17 protein-coding genes are annotated in these 19,210 nt (G+C 68.1%); 7 read left to right on the plus strand and 10 right to left on the minus strand.

Annotated elements, in window-relative coordinates; genetic code table 11:
- Window positions 1-66: 66 nt before the first annotated feature.
- The 3 genes from LDO13_RS14580 to LDO13_RS14590 all read right to left on the minus strand — a co-directional run bounded on the left by LDO13_RS14580 (window position 67) and on the right by LDO13_RS14590 (window position 3,411).
- Entirely contained in the window at window positions 67-798 is a 732-nt protein-coding gene (locus tag LDO13_RS14580) for a phosphoadenylyl-sulfate reductase (RefSeq protein ID WP_224047404.1), read from the minus strand.
- On the minus strand, window positions 795-2,543 hold the full coding sequence (locus LDO13_RS14585; protein WP_224047405.1) for a nitrite/sulfite reductase: 1,749 nt from the start codon (window positions 2,541-2,543) through the stop codon (window positions 795-797). The genes LDO13_RS14580 and LDO13_RS14585 overlap by 4 nt, the downstream gene beginning before the upstream one ends.
- A gap of 133 nt (window positions 2,544-2,676) precedes the next feature.
- Window positions 2,677-3,411 carry a CbiX/SirB N-terminal domain-containing protein gene (locus tag LDO13_RS14590; RefSeq protein ID WP_224047406.1) on the minus strand — a complete coding sequence of 245 codons (735 nt, stop codon included), beginning with the start codon at window positions 3,409-3,411 and terminating at the stop codon, window positions 2,677-2,679.
- 63 nt (window positions 3,412-3,474) lie between these two features.
- Between LDO13_RS14590 and LDO13_RS14595 the strand changes: the two genes are divergently transcribed.
- Together LDO13_RS14595 and LDO13_RS14600 are read left to right on the plus strand one after the other, a co-directional pair.
- On the plus strand, window positions 3,475-4,146 hold the full coding sequence (locus LDO13_RS14595; RefSeq protein WP_224047407.1) for a trimeric intracellular cation channel family protein: 672 nt from the start codon (window positions 3,475-3,477) through the stop codon (window positions 4,144-4,146).
- A gap of 14 nt (window positions 4,147-4,160) precedes the next feature.
- A complete protein-coding gene (locus tag LDO13_RS14600; protein ID WP_224047408.1) occupies window positions 4,161-4,589 on the plus strand; it encodes a hypothetical protein in 429 nt (142 codons plus the stop codon).
- Window positions 4,590-4,698: 109 nt separating this feature from the next.
- Here the strand turns inward: LDO13_RS14600 and LDO13_RS14605 are convergent, their stop codons facing one another.
- Window positions 4,699-5,145, minus strand: coding sequence for a DUF559 domain-containing protein (locus tag LDO13_RS14605; protein WP_224047409.1), 447 nt, complete (start codon window positions 5,143-5,145; stop codon window positions 4,699-4,701).
- A gap of 74 nt (window positions 5,146-5,219) precedes the next feature.
- Here LDO13_RS14605 and LDO13_RS14610 point away from each other — a divergent pair, with 74 nt between their 5' ends.
- Window positions 5,220-5,420, plus strand: coding sequence for a hypothetical protein (locus LDO13_RS14610; protein ID WP_224047410.1), 201 nt, complete (start codon window positions 5,220-5,222; stop codon window positions 5,418-5,420).
- 472 nt (window positions 5,421-5,892) lie between these two features.
- Here LDO13_RS14610 and LDO13_RS14620 read toward each other — a convergent pair whose 3' ends face one another.
- The 3 genes from LDO13_RS14620 to LDO13_RS14630 are packed head-to-tail and all read right to left on the minus strand — an operon-like array spanning window position 5,893 to window position 9,173.
- Window positions 5,893-6,993, minus strand: coding sequence for a polyprenyl synthetase family protein (locus LDO13_RS14620; protein WP_224047411.1), 1,101 nt, complete (start codon window positions 6,991-6,993; stop codon window positions 5,893-5,895).
- Window positions 6,990-8,375, minus strand: coding sequence for a geranylgeranyl reductase family protein (locus LDO13_RS14625; RefSeq protein ID WP_224047412.1), 1,386 nt, complete (start codon window positions 8,373-8,375; stop codon window positions 6,990-6,992). The genes LDO13_RS14620 and LDO13_RS14625 overlap by 4 nt, the downstream gene beginning before the upstream one ends.
- Window positions 8,376-8,387: 12 nt before the next feature.
- Window positions 8,388-9,173, minus strand: coding sequence for a demethylmenaquinone methyltransferase (locus LDO13_RS14630; protein WP_224047413.1), 786 nt, complete (start codon window positions 9,171-9,173; stop codon window positions 8,388-8,390).
- A gap of 86 nt (window positions 9,174-9,259) precedes the next feature.
- Between LDO13_RS14630 and LDO13_RS14635 the strand changes: the two genes are divergently transcribed.
- The 4 genes from LDO13_RS14635 to LDO13_RS14650 all read left to right on the plus strand — a co-directional run bounded on the left by LDO13_RS14635 (window position 9,260) and on the right by LDO13_RS14650 (window position 13,375).
- Window positions 9,260-10,693: an isochorismate synthase gene (locus LDO13_RS14635; RefSeq protein ID WP_224047414.1), complete on the plus strand. Its 1,434-nt coding sequence runs from the start codon at window positions 9,260-9,262 to the stop codon at window positions 10,691-10,693.
- A 174-nt stretch (window positions 10,694-10,867) separates the two neighbouring features.
- Window positions 10,868-11,671, plus strand: coding sequence for an ABC transporter substrate-binding protein (locus LDO13_RS14640; RefSeq protein WP_224047415.1), 804 nt, complete (start codon window positions 10,868-10,870; stop codon window positions 11,669-11,671).
- A 97-nt stretch (window positions 11,672-11,768) separates the two neighbouring features.
- Window positions 11,769-12,560 carry an amino acid ABC transporter permease gene (locus LDO13_RS14645; protein ID WP_224047416.1) on the plus strand — a complete coding sequence of 264 codons (792 nt, stop codon included), beginning with the start codon at window positions 11,769-11,771 and terminating at the stop codon, window positions 12,558-12,560.
- A gap of 11 nt (window positions 12,561-12,571) precedes the next feature.
- On the plus strand, window positions 12,572-13,375 hold the full coding sequence (locus LDO13_RS14650) for an amino acid ABC transporter ATP-binding protein (RefSeq protein ID WP_224047417.1): 804 nt from the start codon (window positions 12,572-12,574) through the stop codon (window positions 13,373-13,375).
- An 85-nt stretch (window positions 13,376-13,460) separates the two neighbouring features.
- Here LDO13_RS14650 and menD read toward each other — a convergent pair whose 3' ends face one another.
- The 3 genes from menD to LDO13_RS14665 form a co-directional block, all read right to left on the minus strand.
- Window positions 13,461-15,182 carry a 2-succinyl-5-enolpyruvyl-6-hydroxy-3-cyclohexene-1-carboxylic-acid synthase gene (gene menD, locus LDO13_RS14655; protein WP_224047418.1) on the minus strand — a complete coding sequence of 574 codons (1,722 nt, stop codon included), beginning with the start codon at window positions 15,180-15,182 and terminating at the stop codon, window positions 13,461-13,463.
- Window positions 15,179-16,939 carry an arginine--tRNA ligase gene (argS, locus tag LDO13_RS14660; RefSeq protein WP_224047419.1) on the minus strand — a complete coding sequence of 587 codons (1,761 nt, stop codon included), beginning with the start codon at window positions 16,937-16,939 and terminating at the stop codon, window positions 15,179-15,181. Before argS ends, menD begins: the two co-directional genes overlap by 4 nt.
- A gap of 152 nt (window positions 16,940-17,091) precedes the next feature.
- Window positions 17,092-19,206 carry a PhoX family phosphatase gene (locus LDO13_RS14665; protein WP_224047420.1) on the minus strand — a complete coding sequence of 705 codons (2,115 nt, stop codon included), beginning with the start codon at window positions 19,204-19,206 and terminating at the stop codon, window positions 17,092-17,094.
- Between the last annotated feature and the right edge of the window lie 4 nt (window positions 19,207-19,210).

Consider the following 19,210-nt stretch of genomic DNA (forward strand, 5'->3'; position numbering starts at 1 on the left):
GCGAAGGGGCGGGGGCGGCATCTGCTGCGGAGGCGTAGCCGGCCGTCGTCGTCGTGCTCAAGTTGCTCATACGTGTAGTCCGCATTCTGTCTTGTCGGTTCCTGCCCAGCGTCCGGCGCGGGGGTCGTCGCCGGGCGCTACCTTGCGGGTGCAGGGCTGGCAGCCAATGGACGGGTAGCCCTGTGAAAGCAGCGGGTTGACGGGGAGAAGGTTGTCGTCCGAGTACTGGACCAGCTGGTCGAAGCTCCAGGCCGCGACCGGGTTGACCTTGACCAGGCCGTTGGCTTCGTCCCACGTGACCAGCGGGGTGTTGGTGCGGGTGGGCGCCTCGTCGCGGCGGACGCCGGTGAACCAGAGCTCATAACCGGCGAGCGTGCGGCGCAGCGGAGCCACCTTGCGCAGCGCGCAGCACTGGGCCGGGTCGCGGGCGAAGAGGTCCTTGCCGAGGAGCCGGTCCTGCTGCTCCACGGTGTTCTCCGGCAGCACGTCGACCACGTTCACGCGCAGGTTCGCGGCGACCTCGTTGCGGGTCGTGTGGGTTTCCGGGAAGTGGTAGCCGGTCTCGAGGAACAGCACATCGACGCCGGGGAGCTGGTCCGCGACGAGGGCCGGGAGGACGGCGTCGGCCATGGAGCAGGCGACGGCGACGGCCGGGAGATCGAAGTTGCGCGCCACCCAGGCGATCACCTCGCGGGCCGGTGCGTCCCAGCCGAGTTCGGCGGCGCCGGACTCGGCGAGGACTTTCAGCTCGTCGTGGGTGCGGAGGACGGGGTCCACCCCCAGCGCGTGCTTGCTCACTGCAAATCACCTTCGTCGGCGGCGAAGGCCCACTCTGCGAACGTCTGGCCTTCGGCGTGGTCGGCCACGAATGTCCGGACCACGCGCTCCACGTAGTCGGGCAGGTCTTCGGCTGTGACCTTGAGGCCGCGGACGGTCCGTCCCAGGCCGGCCTCCTCGCGGCTGTCGGACGCCAGCCCGCCGCCAAGGTGGACCTGGAAACCCGGGGTGGGGTCGCCGTCGGGCGTTGGCAGCATCATGCCCTTGAGGCCGATGTCCGCGGTCTGGATCCGAGCGCAGGAGTTGGGGCAGCCGTTGATGTGCAGCGACAGCGCCTGCGGAAGCTGCTTGGACTCGACGAGGTCGGCGAGGCGGCGTTCCAGCTCGGCGACGGCGGTGGCGGCCGTGACCTTGGTTTCGACGATGGCGAGCTTGCAGTATTCGATCCCGGTGCAGGCGATGGTGCCGCGGCGAAACACGGACGGCCGGGCGGAGAGGCCCAGTGCGTCGAGTTCGGCGACGAGCGGTTCCACCTGGTCCTTGGGCACGTCGAGGACAACGAGCTTCTGGTGCGGGGTGGTGCGCAGCCGCTGCGAGCCGCGGGCCTCGAGGATGTCCGCGAGCTTGACGAGCTGGCTGCCGGAGAGGCGGCCGGCCAGCGGGGTGGCGCCGATGAAGAACCTGCCGTCCTTCTGCTCGTGCACGCCGATGTGGTCGCCAGGGGTGGAGGGCCTGGGGGCGGCCGGGCCGTCGTCGAGCTTGTAGCCGAGGTATTCGTCCTCGAGGACCTGGCGGAACTTCGCCGGGCCCCAGTCGGCCAGCAGGAACTTCAGCCGGGCCTTGGTGCGCATGCGCCGGTAGCCGTAGTCGCGGAAGATGCTGGTGACGCCGAGCCAGACGTCGGCTGCCTGGTCCGGGCGGACGAAGGCGCCGAGCCGCTTGCCCAGCATGGGGTTCGTGGAGAGCGCGCCGCCCACCCAGAGGTCGTAGCCGATGCCCAGCTCGGGGTGGACCAGGCCCACCAGGGCGACGTCGTTGATCTCGTGGACCACGTCCTGGCTGGGGTGGCCGGTGATGGCGGTCTTGAATTTGCGCGGCAGGTTGGCCAGTTCCGGGTCGCCGATGAACCGTTCGGCGAGTTCGTGGATCAGCGGCGTCGGGTCGATGATCTCGTCCTTGGCGATGCCGGCGACCGGGGAGCCGAGGATAACGCGGGGGACGTCGCCGCAGGCTTCCGTGGTGGAGAGGTCCACCGCCTCGAGGCGGCGCCAGATCTCCGGGACGTCCTCAACCCGGATCCAGTGCAGCTGGATGTTCTGGCGGTCGGTGAGGTCGGCCGAGTCGCGGGCGAAGTCCACGGAAATCTGGCCGATGACGCGCAGCTGCTCGGTGGTGAGGGCGCCGCCGTCGATCCGGACCCGGAGCATAAAGTACTTGTCCTCGAGCTCATGCGGCTCCAGCGTGGCGGTCTTGCCGCCGTCGATCCCTGGTTTGCGCTGGGTGTAGAGGCCCCACCAGCGGAAGCGGCCGTGCAGGTCGGTGCCGTCGATCGAGTCGAAGCCCTGCTTGGAGTAGACGGACTCGATACGCTCGCGGACGTTGAGGCCGTTGTCCTCCTGCTTCCAGGTTTCGTTGGCGTTCAGCGGGGCGGTGCCGTCCACTTTCCACTGCCCGTGCGGCTTTGCGGCGGGGCGGGAGGTGGGGCGCTTGGTGCGGCCTGGGGCAGCCTGGTCCGGGGACGCTCCGGCTAGAGCTGTATCAGTCATGGATCGACTGTAGGGGTGGCCGTGATGCCGTCACAAAGGGTCGGAAACGCGAGGTCACCTAGGGCAATAAATCGTCACAAGGCGTCGGCGAGCCTTGAAGTGGCGGGGGCTCGTGTGCATGGTGCGGGGGCGTTCATCCGCCCGCTGCAAGGGCGGCGTCGTAGCGTTCCAGCGCGATTTCGGCGAGCACCGGGGACGGCAGCAGCGGCGCCGTGACGAGGTCCGCGCCGGCCTTGGCGAGCTGGTCGTGGAAGAAGCCGGGGGCCAGGAGGTAGGCAGCGATAACCACGCGGCCGCCCAGATCGACAGCACCGGCGGACTCCCCCGCCCCGGCGCCCCCGGCGGCTTCCTCGCGGAGCATGGCGACGGCTTCGGGAACTGACGGCTTCGCGGACGCGCCGTACGCTGCCACGATCCGGTTGGAGCGCAGGGCGCGGAGCTGGCCTGTAAGTTCCTCGACGTTCTGCGCGGCGGTGGGGTCGGAGGAACCGGCAGCGGCGAGGATGACGGCGTCGTTGTCGGTCACGCCGGCCTCCCGCAGCCGCTGGTCCAGGAGCGCCGCGAGCCGCGGATCGGGCCCCAGCGGCGCCGCGGCCCGGGTGTCCGGCCGGCTCTTGACGGCCCGCGCGATGTCCACTTTCACGTGGTACCCGACGCTGAGCAGCAAGGGGACGACGACGGCGGTCTCCCCCGCAGGGAGGCCCGCCACCACGGCCGGGAGCTCGGGTTCCTGGACGTCAACGTAGGCCTCGCGGACGTCGAGGCCCGGCCGCAGCGCCGCGATCCCCGCGCGGAGGGCGTTGACTTCGGCCGCGCCCTCGGTGCTGGACGTGCCGTGGGCGCAGGCGATCAGGATGGGGCTATTCATAGCCGTTAGCGTAACCTTGGAGCCGCCCCATCCGCCCCTCAAGAGACACGACCGGGACGCTCCATGACTTTTTCCTTTAGCGCTGTCCTGATCTGGCTGGACCTGGCCGGCGTCTTCTTCTTCGCGGTGTCCGGGTCCCTGCTCGCGGCCCGAAAGCAGTTCGACATCATCGGCTCCCTGCTGCTGGCCTCGGTGGTCAGCCTGGGCGGCGGCGTCATCCGCGACATCATCATCAACGCGGGCCCGCCCACGGCCTTCACCAACCCGGCCTATCTGGCTCCGCCGCTGCTCGCGGCGGTCCTGGTGTATTTCCTGTTCTCCAGCGTCCAGCGTTACACCTCCCTGCTGGTGCTGTTCGACGCCGGCGGGCTGGCCCTGTTCTGCATCACCGGTTCCCTCAAGGCACTGGAGGCCGGGATGAATCCGATTGCGGCCGTACTCCTGGGGGTCACGACGGCGGTGGGCGGCGGCCTGCTCCGGGACATCACCGCCAATGAGGTGCCGCAGCTGTTCGACCCCAAGGATCTCTACGCGCTGCCGGCGTTTGCGGGGGCATTCCTGACCGTGGTGCTGTCCGTCACCGGCACCTTCAATGCCGTCACCGCGGGCGCCGTGGCCGCCGTCGTTTTCGCCTTCCGGGTCACAGCCTGGCGGCGCAAGTGGTACGTTCCGCTGGCGGTCCGCGGCTGGCACCGGCTGGGCCTGGCCACTGGGGATGGCGGCACCAAGGATTAGCTAGGATAAGAACCATGACTGACATGTTCCTCGAGAAGTTCCGCGCGCTTGTTCCGAAGTATCTCGAAGACGAATGGCAGGAAGAGGATGGCCTCCCGGCCGACGAGTTGGATGCGGCCCTCGCCGAGCACCAGTTCCAGGTGCCGCTGGCCCTGCGGGAGTTCTACCTCGCGGTTGGCGGCTGCGAGGACATCATGGAGGCGTACCACTACTTCTGGGACCCCGAAGAGCTCGAAGTTGATGACGAAGGCTTCCTGATGTTCCTCGAGGACGAGGAAGAACAGTTCACGTGGGGTTTCCGGGTCGGCGACCTCAGCGTTCCGGACCCGATCGTGTACCGCCGCAACAACGCCCGCGGCCAGTGGAAGAGCGAAGAGGGGACGTTCTCCGAGTTCGTCTTCGACATGTTCGAGTGGGCGTTCAACGACGAGGACGAGGACTAAGCGGTTCTGTCCCGGCCGCCGGATTCTCCCCATGTTTGGGAGCCTTCACCGGCGTGTCGGGGCGAACCGCCAGAAATCTGCGGCGTCGGAAGTTCGTACCTGGGGAAATTTAGCGGATGACTCGGCCGCGCAGTACCTGCCACACCTCATCGATGACTTTCTGCGGGTTGTGGACCACGTCCTGGTACCCGTACCGGAGTACTACATAGCCCGTAAGGGTGCTGGCGTTGTTCCGCCGCCGGTCCTTCTTCACCTGCGCGGGTTCCAGATGTGTGCTTCCGTCGATCTCCACGATCAGGAACCCCTCAAGCAGGAAGTCCACACGGCCAATCCCCGGCAGCTCCACTTGCGTCTGCGTGTAGATGCCCTGGTCCCTGAACAACAGCCTGGCAACGACTTCAATGGCCGAGTCCGCCGAGCCATCGACCAGCTCAAGAACCGCGCGGGCGGCACCGTTCCGGTTTCCCGGCAGCCGCTGGCCCAGGTAGTCCAGCGTCGTAGGCCCTGCAGCAGGGCGCTTTCCACCATCACCGCGGCATCCAACGGGGGCAGGCACCGCAGAGCATGGAGCAAGGTGTCAGTCAGCCCGGCAACGGGACGAGGAAACTCCGGCGGCACCAAGCTGCCGCGGTGGATTACGACGCCGGCCGCGGCACCGTGCCGGCAAAGGAGATGCAGCCGCTCGGGTGCGTGGAGCCGCCACAGCCCCTGGTGCGGCGCCGCCGACGCGCAACACAGCAGTCCATTGGCCAATACCGCCGCAACCAGATCTGGAGCTGCGCCCGCCAGTGCCACGATTCCATGGCGCAGCCGCACGATTTCCCCGGCTGAGACGGCATAACGGATAGTCCGGTCAGAGAAGCCTGCCTGCAACAGCGTCCCCGTCCGGGCCACGGAACCGGCGTATTTCAGGTAACTTGCGAGGTCCATGCACCCAGCACAGTCCGGTACTCGACGGAACGACAGGCGCCGTGTCGCCTATGTGGAACATTCCGGGGCCTTTTGGGGCAGCGGTAGGGCGCGCCGCCCAGGTTTCCGGCTTGCATCAGCCCAAACGTGGGGAGACTCCGCCCCAACCCACCCATGCAAAACCTGTGACAACGAATTTACAGACCGCCTAGACAGCATGACATTTCTGTCATAAGCTCATTCGTGGGTTCACTAAATGCCTCCGGTGATCCTGATGCGAACGGAGAAATGGCCCCGGTTCCGCACAACGGACGACTCGAAACGTTGTGAGGAACCGGGGCCATTCCGGTTCAAGACTGGCAGCCCGCCGAAGGTGAACGGCCGAAGGCAAATATCAGCTGGCGCGGTCCACCACGGCCAGCGCGAAGTTGGTCAGTGAGTCCTTCACCACTCCCTCGGGCAGCGGCGCGAGGGCGGCAATCGCCTCATCGGCCCAGGCACGGGCCACCACCCAGGATTCCGCCGTGACGGGGTGCTCCCGCAGGCCGGCGACGGCAGCCGAGAGTGCCTCATCGGAGCTGAGGTCACCGTCAATAAGCTTCAGGAGTTCGACGGCGGACTGGTCACCGGCCTCGGCCCTCTTGCGTAGCAGCAGCACGGGCAGCGTCGGCACGCCTTCACGCAGGTCGGTGCCCGGGGACTTGCCGGACTTGACCTTGACACCGGTGACGTCGATGACGTCGTCGGCGAGCTGGAAGGCGACACCCACCTTTTCCCCGTACTCCACCAGCATCGGCTCGTAGGCTTCATCGGCGCCGGAGAAGATCGCGCCGAGCTGCCCGGAGGCCGCCACCAGCGAGCCGGTCTTGTCGGCGATGACGGACAGGTAGTGCTCCACCGGATCCTCGTCCGGGCGCGGACCCACGGTTTCGTGCAGCTGGCCCAGGCACAGCCGCTCGAAGGTGCGTGCCTGGATGCCGAGGGCACGGGAGCCGAGCTCGGAAACCAGGATGGAAGCCCGGGCAAAAATCAGGTCGCCGGTCAGGACCGCGACGGAGTTCCCCCACACCTCATGCGCCGTGGGCGCGCCGCGGCGGAACGGCGCGGAGTCCATCACGTCGTCGTGATACAGCGTCGCCAGGTGCGTCAGTTCGACGACGACGGCGGCCTGCACCACGGCGGGCAGCGAGGCGTCGCCCAGGTGGGCGCAGAGCAGGGTCAGGAGAGGACGGATGCGCTTGCCGCCGGCCTCCACGAGGTGGCGCGACGTCGCGTCAGCCAGCGGATCCGAGTTGGCAATGGCTTCGCGGAGCTTTTTCTCCACACGGGCCAGGTTCGTGGTGATGGCAGGCCCCAGCTCGGGGTCCCCCGCGATTGCGGCAAAGCCGGCAGGCAGTTGCAATCCGGTGGCGATGGCGGTGGTGTTGAGGTCGGGCTCGGAGCTCGGCAGGCCGTGTCCGGCGTGCGTCCAGCTTTGGTCTGCAGAGTTGGTCACGGGTTAACCCTAACTTTTGTCGCGGAATCCGCGGAGTTGGCGCTGGAGTGCGAAGTGCCGGGCGTACCGGACGGGCCCTGGTTGGAAGTCGCCGGGACCAGCGATTCCAGGACCCGGATGACGCGGTCCTCGAAGCCCTTGGCCGCCGGATCGGTCAGGTTGGCCAGCAACCGCACCACAAACCGCATGAGCACGGGAATGGGCATGCCCGTCCGGAGTGCCAGTTTCATCACGGCCGGCTTGCCGATCAGGGCGGCGAAGGCGCGGCCCAGGGTGAAGTGCGAACCCCACTGGTCCCGCACGTAGTCCGCGTACCCCGCTAGCCGGGCATCGGCGTCGGAAACGCCCCACTCGCGGGACGCCGACAGAGACCCGGAAACGGAGGCGGAACGGGACGCGGCGTCAATGATGAACTCGGCCGCGAAACGGGCCGACTCCATGGCGTAGGAGATGCCCTCGCCGTTGAACGGGGAGACCATGCCGCCGGCGTCGCCGAGCAGCAGCAGGCCCGGCGAATAGTGCGGCGTGCGGTTGAAGCCCATGGGCAGCGCGGCGCCGCGGATCTCGCCGACCTGGTTCTCCGGGGTGAAGCCCCAGTCCGCGGGCATGCCGGCGGTCCACTCGCGCAGGACCTGCTTGTAATCCAGCTTGCCGAATTCCTTGGAGGAGTTCAGGATGCCGAGGCCCACGTTGGAGGTGCCGTCGCCGACGCCGAAGACCCAGCCGTAGCCGGGCAGCAGCTTGCCGTCGCGGCCGGGAAGCTCCAGCCAGCCTTCCATCCAGTCGTCGTCGTGCCGCGGACTCGTGAAGTAGGTGCGGACGGCGACGCCGAGCGGGCGGTCGTCGCGCTTCCGGATGCCGAGCGAGACGGCGGTGCGGGTCGAGTTGCCGTCCGCGGCGAGGACGACGTCGGCGGGAAAGTCGCGGGTCTCCCCCGTCTTGCGCCCGGATTCGTCCAGCAGCGCGGCGCGGACCCCGGTGACGCGGCCGTCGTCGGAGCGCAGCGCCTCGGTGACGCTGTGGCGTTCCAGCACGACGGCGCCCGCGGACCGGGCGTGCACGGCCAGTTCCTCGTCGAAGCCCAGGCGGGTCCGGATCAGCCCGTACTGCGGAAAGTCGGAGACCTCGGGCCAGGGAAGTTCGATGCTCCGGCCGCCGGCCAGCAAGCGCAGGCCTTTGTTGCGCCGCCAGCCGTCGGCTTCGGCGTGCGGCAGGCCGAGTTTCTGGATCTCTCGGACGGCTCGGGGGGTGAGGCCGTCGCCGCAGACCTTTTCACGGGGAAAGCTGGTCTTTTCCAGCACGGTGACGTCGATGCCTGCCTGGGCCAGGTAGTAGGCGGCAGTGGATCCGGCCGGACCGGCTCCGACGATCAGTACTTTCACGGCAGCGACGAACTAACGCCCGGGCCGGGTGTTGCGGCGCAGCTTCGCCACCGGTCCGGTGTGGGCGGCCAGGGCCGCGGCGCCCGCGGCGGGGCCGGACTCAGCTCCGGGCTTGACGGCGCGGTGCACGGCGACGATGCCGCCGCTGAGGTTGCGGTAGGTGACGTCGTCCCAGCCGGCTTCCTGCAGCCAGGCCGCCAGGTGGTCCTGGTCCGGCCAGGCGCGGATGGACTCGGCGAGGTAGACGTAGGCATCCGGGTTGGAGGAGACCTTGACGGCGATCGCCGGCAGCGCCCGCATGAGGTATTCGGTGTACATGGTGCGCCACAGCGGCACCACGGGCTGGGAGAACTCGGCGATGACCAGCTTGCCGCCAGGCTTGGTGACCCGCAGCATCTCGGCGAGGGCCCTCTTCGGCTCGTTGACGTTGCGCAGGCCAAAGGAAATGGTGCTGGCATCGAACGTGTTGTCCGCGAACGGCAGGCGGGTGGCGTCACCGGCGATGAAATCGATGTCGGGGCGGCGGCGCTTGCCGACCTTGAGCATGCCGAGCGAGAAGTCGCAGGCGATCACGTCGATGCCGGCGTCGGCATACGGTTCGCTGGACGTGCCCGTGCCGGCGGCGAGATCGAGCACCCGCTGGCCGGCCTTCACATCCATGGCTTCGACCACAACCTTGCGCCAACGCCGCGTCTGCCCCATCGACAGGACATCGTTGACGACGTCGTATTTGGGGGCGACGTCGTCAAACATCGTGGCTACTTCGTCCGGACGCTTATCCAAGGATGCTCGGTTCACCCTGACATTGTCTCAAATGATCAGCACACGCCCTAACCACGCCCTGAACAGGGCCTCATGCGCGTCGGGAGTAGGGTTGTCTCACTATGACGAGCGCGTTCCGTACCAGAATTGTCAAACCACTGAAAACACTGAAAACACTGACAGTCCCCCTCGATGCCGATTCATTCCCCGGGGGGCTGCCGTCGTTTCTCGTCCGCGACGACCTTCTCTGCTGGACCCGCCGCGAAGCAGGTCTCGTCGGCTTCGGCGAGGTGGCCCGGTTCACCGCCACAGGACCCGAACGCTTCCTCGAGGCGGACATCTGGTGGCGGCACCTGGTCCTTGAGGCCGAGATCGAGGATGCCGTGGAATGGCCCGGCACCGGCCCGGTCGCCTTCGGCTCCTTCGCCTTCTCCAAAGCTTCCGCGCACGAGTCGCGGCTGATCGTCCCCGAAATCGTCGTGGGGCTGCGTGGCGGCCGGGCCTGGCTCACCCAATTGACGTTCGACGACGTCGAACTCACCGAAGCGGGCGCGCGCGCCGCACTGGACCGCTGGCTTGCCAGTGCTGCCGCAGGCCCGGGCGGCACCGCTGCGGACGGCACGACGCCGGAAACCGGCTCTGGTGCTGGCCCTGGTGCCGACCCGTCGCAGGCGGGCCGCGCCGTCGTCCGGCCCCTCCCCCTGGCTGCAGGGGCAACGCTGCACACCGGCTCGCTGACCGAGGAAGACTGGATGGCCGCCGTCGCCGCCGGCGTCGAGGAGATCCGGGCCGGCGCCCTGGAGAAACTGGTGCTGGCGCGGGACGTCGTGGCCACCCTGCCCACCGGCGTCAATGCCGCCCAGGTGCTGCGCGAACTGTCCGCCCGGTACCGCGAATGCTGGACCTACGGCGTTGACGGGCTGGTGGGCGCCACTCCGGAGATGCTGATCCAGGTGGAGGGGCGCACTGCGCAGGCCCGCGTCCTGGCCGGCACGCTGGACCGCCGCGACGCCGACGGCATGGCTGGCTCTCCGCTGGAGTTCGCCGAGCGGGTGCTGGCGGGGTCCGAAAAGCAGCGGCACGAGCACGACATCGCGATCCAGTCGCTGACCACCCAGCTGGCGCCGTTCTCGGAAGCGATGAACGCGCACAGCGAGCCCTTCATCCTGGAGCTCCCGAACGTCTGGCACCTCGCCTCGGACGTGAAGGCCGAGCTGACCGAGGTCGAGGGCCACGTGCCTACCTGCCTCGCCCTGATCAACGCCCTGCATCCCACGGCGGCGGTCTGCGGCACACCGACCACCGTGGCGGGCGCCCTGATCCGCAAGCTGGAGCACCTGGACCGCGGACCTTACGCCGGGCCGGTCGGCTGGCTGGATGCGGCGGGCAACGGGGAATGGGGCATCGCCCTGCGCGGCGCCGTCATCGAGACGCCCAAGACGGTCCGGCTGTACGCAGGCTGCGGCGTCGTCGAGGGGTCCGTGCCGGAAGCCGAGCTCGCCGAGACCTGGGCGAAGTTCCGGCCGATGCTGGAGTCCCTCGGCATCAACAGCTAGAGTCCGGGATAAGAGACACTGCGGGCCCGGCGGGCCTTGCGCTAGTCTCGACAATAGTTATCCAATGGTGAAACAAAGTTTCCTGTGATGCACATCTCTATTTCGGCGATACACTATAAGCCGATTAAGTCACGCCTGCTCCTGCAATAACCTGCAACAAAAAGGGAAGAAACCATGCAGCTCAAGTCCCTCGCCGCGGCAAAGTTGTCCGCCAAGGCAGCCGCAATCCTCGCCGTTGGCGCTCTCACTCTCACGGCCTGCGGCGGCACCTCCACGCCCGCAGCCACGTCCGAGGGCGGCGTGCAGCTCATCAACGCCGGCAAGCTGACCGTCTGCTCGGACGTGCCTTACGAGCCGTTCGAATTCCAGAAGGACGGCAAGATCGTCGGCTTCGACATGGACATCGCGGCTGAGGTCGCCAAGGACCTGAAGGCCGAACTCAGCGTTGTTGACAGCTCCTTCGAGGCCATCGAGACCGGCACCGCGCTGACCCAGTGCGACGTCTCCATCTCCTCCGTCTCCATCACGGACACCCGCAAGTCCGTTATGGACTTCTCCGACCCGTACCTCGACGACGACCTGACCCTCGTGGCATCTGATGCCTCAGGCATCACCAACCTCGACGGCGCCAAGGGCAAGAAGGTGGGCGTCCAGCAGGCCACCACCGGCGCGCAGTACGCGAAGGATAAGGGCCTCGACGCGCAGCAGTTTGAGGACACGGGGCTCCTGGTACAGGCACTCAAGGCCGGCACCATTGACGCCGCCCTCGGCAACCAGTCCGTCCTCGGTTACGCGATCAAGGATGACTCCAACTTCAAGCGCGTGGAAAACTACGCCACCGGTGAAAAGCTGGGCATCGCCATCAAGAAGGGCAACACCGCAATGGCCACCCAGGTCAACGGCACCCTCAAGCGCCTGACCGACGACGGCACCTTGGCGAAGTTCAAGACCACCTGGTTCGGCGAAGCTTCCAAGTAGCCAGCACCCGGCCTGAGACCTACGCAGTTGAGGCCCCGTACCGCTGTACAACAGTCCGTACGGGGCCTCAACTGCGCGAAACGAATGTGAGAACACCATGGCAATGACCGCACGTCAACGAGCCAGAGTCAGCCTGTACGTCCAGGCGGGGATCTTTGTGGTGGCTGTGATCGCCCTGATCCTGGCCACTGACTGGAAGACCATCAGCAACAGTGTCTTCAATTTCGCCAAGATTGGCCCGATGTTCCCGGACATCATCCTGGTGGGCCTTAAGAACACCCTGATCTACACAGCCCTCGGCTTCATCGTCGGCCTGTCCGGCGGCCTGCTGCTGGCCCTCATGAAGCTCTCGTCCTTCCCGCTGTACCGCTGGATGGCCACGGGCTACATCGAGTTCTTCCGCGGCATCCCGGCACTGCTGGTCTTCATCGCGTTCGGCTACGGCGTGCCGCTGGCCTTCGGCGTCTCCTGGAACGTCACCGTGGTGGCCATGGTCTCGCTCGGCATGGTGGCCGCGGCCTACATCGCCGAAACCCTGCGGGCCGGCCTGCAGGCCGTCCCGAAGGGCCAGATGGAAGCGGCCCGGTCGCTTGGCATGCCGCAGTGGCGGTCGATGATCTCCATCGTCATCCCGCAGGCGTTCCGGATCGTCCTGCCGCCTCTGACCAACGAGGTCATCCTGCTGACCAAGGACTCCTCGCTCATCTACGTGCTGGGCCTCACCGCTTCGCAGTACGAGTTGACGAAGTTCGGCCGCGACGGCATCTCCAGCCTCGGCGCGGGCCTGACCCCGCTCCTGGTCGCCGGTGCCTTCTACCTGGTGATCACCATCCCGCTGAGCCTCTTGGCCCGGAAGTTCGAAAGCCGCTCCGCGCGGACGAAGCGATAGGCAGGACAGTCATGAACGACGTCGTACACAACGCGGATGACCGCAACCGGACAGTCAAGGCCGCCGGCGTGTCCATCACGGACCTCCGCAAATCCTATGGATCCAACGAAGTACTCAAGGGCATCAGCCTCAATGTCGCCCCCGGAGAGGTTGTCTGCCTGATCGGGCCGTCCGGTTCGGGCAAGTCCACCCTGCTCCGCTGCGTCAACCTGCTGGAACAGCCGAACGAGGGCAGCATCCACGTCGGCGGCTTCGAGGCGACCGACCCGGATGTGGACATCGACAAGATGCGCCGCAAGGTGGGCATGGTCTTCCAGCAGTTCAACCTCTTCCCGCACCTGAGCGCGCTGCAGAACTGCACCATCGCCCAGACCAAGGTGCTCAAGCGCAGCCAGGCTGACGCCTCGGCCGTGGCCATGAAGAACCTGGAGCGTGTGGGTCTCGGACACCTCTCCGACCGCTTCCCTGACCAGCTTTCGGGCGGCCAGCAGCAGCGTGTTGCCATTGCCCGCGCGCTGAGCATGGACCCCGAGCTGATGCTGTTCGATGAGCCCACCTCGGCCCTGGACCCCGAGACCGTGGGTGACGTCCTGTCCGTCATGCGCACCCTGGCCAAGGAAGGCATGACAATGCTGGTGGTGACCCACGAGATGGGCTTCGCCCGCGAAGTGGCCGACCGTGTGGTGTTTATGGACGGCGGCGTTGTGGTGGAGGAAGGCGTGGCCGAGCGGGTCATCAGTGCCCCCGCCCATGCCCGCACCAAGGAATTCCTCCGGCGCGTCCTCGACCCGACACATATCGACATCGCGGAGTAGACCTTTCGGGTTCCGCGCCGATTTCGGACAGCCGCTACGTGGATCCACGTAGCGGCTGTCCGTTTCTGTAGCGATTTCCGCTCACCTACTCCGCGGCGAGGACTCCGGCCACTGCGGCGCCCACGGCGGCCCTGATGCGGGTGTGCAGCTCCCGCAGCCCGCGCCGCTCCGTCCGCACTTCGATAATGCTGCGGCCCTCCCACGGCTCCGCCAGCGCCGCGGCGAGCTCCGCCGTCGTGCTGACCGAGCGGTGCGCGACGCCGTACGCGGCCGCCAGTGCCGCGAGGTTCACGCTGTGCGGGGTGCCGAAGAGGCGTTCGACGGCGGTTCCGTAGCGGCCCGCTGCTTCGACGGCGCCGTGTTCCAGCAGCCCGAAGATGGCCCCGCCGGCGTCGTTAAGGACCACGATCCGCAGGTTGGGTTCCTCCTCCCCGGCGCCGAGCAGCAGCCCGCCGGCGTCGTGCAGGAAGGTGACGTCGCCCAGCAGCACGGTGGTTTCCTGCCGGCCGCCGAGGGCAATGCCGGTGGCCGTGGCCAGCGTCCCGTCGATGCCGGAGAGGCCCCGGTTGGCGAAGACGACGGCGCCCGGTTCAGGGGCAGGCGCGCCGGCGAGGTCAACGTCGCGGATGCCGTTGGAGGAGCCGAGTACGAGCTGTCCGCGCGTGTGTTCCCAGACCAGGGCGCCGACGGCGGGCCCGGTGGCCGCCGCGGATCCGGCGAGGGCCAGGTCGACGGCGTGCTGCCCGGCGGCGCCCGCCAGGAGCCAGGCGTCCAGCCACGCCGCGGAGCCGCGTCCGGCGAAGTCGGCCAGGTCCGCCAGGTTGTCGAGCGGGAGTTCGGTGCGGCGGCCGGGCTCATACCAGGCCACGGGCACCGGCTGGTACAGGGCGGAGGGGACGTCGGCACGGGCCAGCAGCGCGCTCACGGGCCGGGAAAGCGTGGGCCGGCCGAAGAGCACTACCCGCTCGATCGGCTGCGCGGATTCGGGGCCGAAGGAGTCGAGCAGAATCCGGTACGCTCCCACGGCGTTCGGCCCGAACCGCGCGTTGGAGGACGGTTCCGCGAGCAGGGGCAGGCCGTGGGCCCGGGCAAAGGCTTCGGCGACCGGCCCGGCGTCGTGCCCTGCCAGGACCACGGTGCGCCGTTCCGGCAGGCCGGGCGCGGCGGGTGGGAAATCGAGGGCCAGCGGACCGCGGGGCGCGCGGTATACCCGGCGGCCGGACTCGGGCGGCAGCCGGTCGCCGGGCGCGGGAACCAGCGGGTCTCGGAAGGCCAGGTTGAGCTGCACCGGCCCGGGCGGGGTGTCCTCGAACGCCCCGGTGGCGGCGCTCAGTGCGGTCTCGACCGCGCGCCGTGGGTCGCTGCCGGCGGGCACATCCGCGGCGAAACGGACATGCTCACCGAAGAGGTCGAGCTGCACGGTGGTCTGGTTGGCGCCCGTCCCGCGGAGTTCCACGGGACGGTCGGCCGAGATCACCACGAGCGGGACAGCGGCGTGGTTGGCCTCCATTACGGCCGGCAGCAGATTGCCGACGGCGGTCCCGGACGTGGTGAGCACCGCCGCGGGCGCGCCGGTGGCCAGGGCCAGGCCCAGGGCCGTGAAGCCGGCGTCGCGCTCGTCGATCCGCACCAGCAGCTCAACCCGCCCCGCCGCGTCGGCCTCGGCCAGGGCGTAGGCCATGGGAGCGGACCGCGAGCCGGGCGCCACCACCACGTAGCGCACCCCTTCGAGCAGCAGCGCCGCGACGGCGATCCGCGCGGCATCAAGCGAGCTCAGCTCCTCCGCCTTCCGCTCCCCAGCGCTCACATGTTCTCCGGGGTCTCGATGCCGAGCAGGTCCAGGCCCTCGGACAGCCGGCGCAAAACCAGGGCGCACAGGGCTAGCCGCGACTCCCGCACCGAGTCCTCGGATTTCAGCACGGGGCACTGGTCGTAGAAGGACGTGAAGAGCTGGGCGAGTTCGAACAGGTAGGTGCACAGCCGGTGCGGCTCCAGTACCTCGCGGACCTTGTGCAGCGTGGCGCCGTATTCGAGAAGGTGCAGGGCAAGGGCGCGTTCGGCGGGTTCGACGACGGCGATCACCGTCGCCGGCGTGCCGCCGTCGCTGCCGGCAGCGTCGGTTCCGGCGGCGTGCTGCTCCAGCACCCCGGCCTTGCGCAGGATCGAACGGATCCTCGCGGCGGCGTACTGCACGTAGGGTCCGGTGTTGCCGCTGAGCGCCAGCATCCGGTCGAAGTCAAAGACGTATTCGGTGTCGTGCCCCACTGAGAGGTCAGCATATTTGACCGCACCGATGCCCACCTGCCGGGCGGTCACGGCGCGTTCGGACTCGGTGAGCTCGGGCCGGCTGGCGTCGATGACGGCGCGGGCGCGGTCCACGGCCTCCTCCAGCAGCGCCATGAGCTTGACCGGGGCGCCGGAGCGGGACTTCAGGATTTTCCCGTCCTCGCCCAGCACGTTGCCGATCTGGACATGCACGGCCTCCACGGTGTCCGGCAGCCAGCCGGCGTCGCGGGCGGTGGCCATGACCATGCGCAGGTGCATGTTCTGCGGGGCGCCCACGACGTACAGGACGCGGTTGGCCTCGAGCTCCCGGACCCGGTACCGGATGGTGGCGAGGTCCGTGGTTCCGTACCCGTAGCCGCCGTCGGACTTGCGGATGATGAGCGGCATCGGCAGGCCGTCGCGGCCTGTGAAGCCGGCCGGAAAAGTGCACAGGGCGCCGTCGCTGATCCGGGCGATGCCGCGGTCTTCGAGTTCCTGGCACAGCTGTGCCAGATGGGCGTCGTAGGAGCTTTCGCCGGCGATGTGGTCGTCGGTGAGGCTGATGCCCAGCATCGAGTAGATGGCGTTGAAGTAGCGTTTGGACTGGGCCACGAGCCGCTGCCAGACGGCGAAGGTTTCCGCGTCGCCGCCCTGCAGCGCCACGACCCGGAGCCGCGCGCGCGTGGCGAACCCGTCCTCATCGGTGGCGGAGGCGTCGAACTTGGCACGGGCCGCCTGGTAGAACGCACTGGGGTCATCGACCAGCAGTGCCGCTTCCGGGGAGTCCTCGCCGATCTCCAGCCAGTGCTCGATCAGCATGCCGAACGGGGTGCCCCAGTCGCCGATGTGGTTCTGCCGGATGACGGTGTCCCCCAGCGCCTCGAAAACCTTCACGAGGCTGTCACCCACCACGGTGGTACGGAGGTGGCCGACGTGCATTTCCTTCGCGACGTTCGGGGAGGAATAGTCGACGACGACGCGCTGGGCTTCCGCCGCCGGCACGCCGGGGGCGCCGGGGGACTCGGCGTTGAGCAGCTCTTCGATCCAGGTCCCGTCGAAGGTGAGGTTGATGAAGCCGGGCCCGGAGATCTCGGCCGCGGTGCAGATCCCGTCGAGGTCGAGGGCATCGACGATCCGGGCGGCGGCGTCCCGCGGCGGCATGCCGACCTTCTTGGCCAGCGCCATGGCGGCGTTGATCTGGATGTCCGCGAACTGCGAGGGCCGGACCACGGGATCCGTCCCGCGGTACTCTTCGCCGAACGCGCTGGCAATTGCTGCCTGGACTCTGGGGACAACCATTTCGGCCGGATTATTCACACTGTTCAAATTATCAGTTCCGCCCCGCCCCGACGCGCCCCCGCCCTCAGGAGCAACGCGGGGTCAGATTCGGCCCATCCAGGGCCCCGACATGGGCCGGATCTGACCCCGCGTTGCTTTTCGACGGCGGGAAGCTAGGCGTCCTTGCGGAAGACCTGGACGACCGAGGGGCGCGGCGCGCGCGCCTGGCCCCGCGCCGGCGTCGTCCCGGCCGGAACGTAGTCCGGGAAATAGGACAGCGGCGCGGCGAACGTGCCGTCCTCGCCCGGGTGCTGCACGGACACGAACACCGTGCGTTCCTGGTCGTGGATGATGGGCCCGCAGGTTTCGCCGTCACGCGGGACGGCGAGGAACTGTTCGACGCGTCCCCGCTCGGCGCCGTCGAGGGTGACCTTGAACAGCCCGTCGGCCTTGCCGATGCCGGAGGGGGCGCCGTCGGTGGAGATCCAGAGGTTGCCGACCGAGTCGAACGCAAGGTTGTCCGGGCAGGAAATCGGTGAGACCTTGTCCGCCGGGAAGCCGGAGAAGTACGTGACGTCACCCTGCGCCGGATCGCCGCAGACCATCAGCAGGTTCCAGGTGAACGTCGTGGAGGTCTGGTCGCCGGTCTCGGTGATTTCCACGATGTGGCCGTCGCGGTTTTCGTTCCGGGGGTTGACCTCGGTGGCGCCTTCCTTGCCGGCCTTGCCGCGGTCCGAGTTGTTGGTGCACGCGACGTAGACCTTGCCGGTGTGCAGGCTGGGCTGGACGTCCTCGCAGCGGTCCATCTTCGTGGGGCCCAGCTTGTTGCCCTGCGCATCCACCTTGCCCGCCTTGTCGGCGGCCAGGCGTGTGTACACCAGCACTTCCTCGACGGACATGCCGGCAATGGCGGACTTTCCGCCGACCACGAGGGGCAGCCATTCGCCCGTGCCGTCGAAGCCGCCGTCGGACGGTACTGCGCCGGTCCCAGTGATCGCGGAAGCCGGGGAGTTGCCCGTGAACCTGGCAACGTAGAGGTCCCCGGCGGAGAGCAGGGTCATGTTGTGCTTGCGGTCGCCCTCGCGGTACTTCTCCTTCGAGACGAACTTGTACAGGTAGTCGAAGCGCTCGTCGTCGCCCGAGTACGCCACCACATGGCCGGACTCGGCCACGATCACGTTGGCGCCTTCGTGCTTGAAGCGGCCCAGCGATGAGTGCTTCTTCGGAGTCGACGTCGGGTCGAAGGGGTCCACTTCCACAATCCAGCCGAAGCGGTTGGCTTCGTTTTCGCAGCCGGGTTTGCGGGTGTCGAAGCGGGGGTCGTCGAGTTCCCACTGGCGAGCCGTGGGCTTGTTGGTCAGCCCGTAGCGCTTGTCCTCGGCCGACGTGCCGGGGGCCACGAAGTACCCGTTGAAGTTCTCCTCGCCGGAGAGGATGGTGCCCCAGGGGGTGGTGCCGCCGGAGCAGTTGCCGAGGGTGCCGAGGATGGTCCGGCCGGTCGGATCCGCCGACGTGCGGACCAGCGGCGAGCCCGCCACGGGGCCGGTGAGCTCGTACGCCGTGGTGTTCAGGAAGCGTCGGTTGAGCTGTGCGCCCTTGACGTAGCTCCAGGGCTTGTTCTTGTTCGCGCGCTCCAGCTCCACGACGGAGAGCCCGTGGGCCGCTGCGCCGATCGCCCGGACGTCGGCGGCGGCCAGCGCGGCCGGGAACATGATGGTCTCGTTGGTGTATTCGTGGTTGGCGAACAGCACCGCGCGGCGGCCCTTGCTGCCGGGGAGTTCGAGGATGTCCGTGTAGTCGTTGTTGTAGCCGAACTGCCGGGCCTGGGCTGCCGCGCTCTGGTTGTCGACGTCGAAGTCCGGGGCGTCGTTGAAGATCGGATCACCCCAGCGGATCACGGGCTGCCAGGTGAAGCCCTCCGGGACGGTGAAGGCGTCGACGGCGGCGTCCACGGGGGCGATGGCGTCGAACCGGAGCTTCGACGCGCCGTAGCCGTTCCTGGCCGCAGCGGAGAGGCCCGGACCGCCGTCGGCGACGGCAGTCTCGGGCGAGGTCAGGGCCCCCCCGAATGCGATGGCGAGCGCGCCGGCGGCACCGAAGCCCAGGGCCGTGCGGCGGGACATGGTGGCCGAGGCGATGTCGCGGAAGTAGCTGTTCGAGCTGGTGTTGCAGACCTCGCCCGAGCAGGCGTTGTCGCACTTGAGGGCACAGGTGACGGGGCTGCGCTTGCCTTTGGTGTGGCCGAGCATGGGCAGCAGGGAAAATTTGCGTCCGGAGGAGACAGACATGGAG

It is taken from the genome of Arthrobacter sp. NicSoilB4 (assembly GCF_019977335.1).
Lineage (GTDB): Bacteria > Actinomycetota > Actinomycetes > Actinomycetales > Micrococcaceae > Arthrobacter.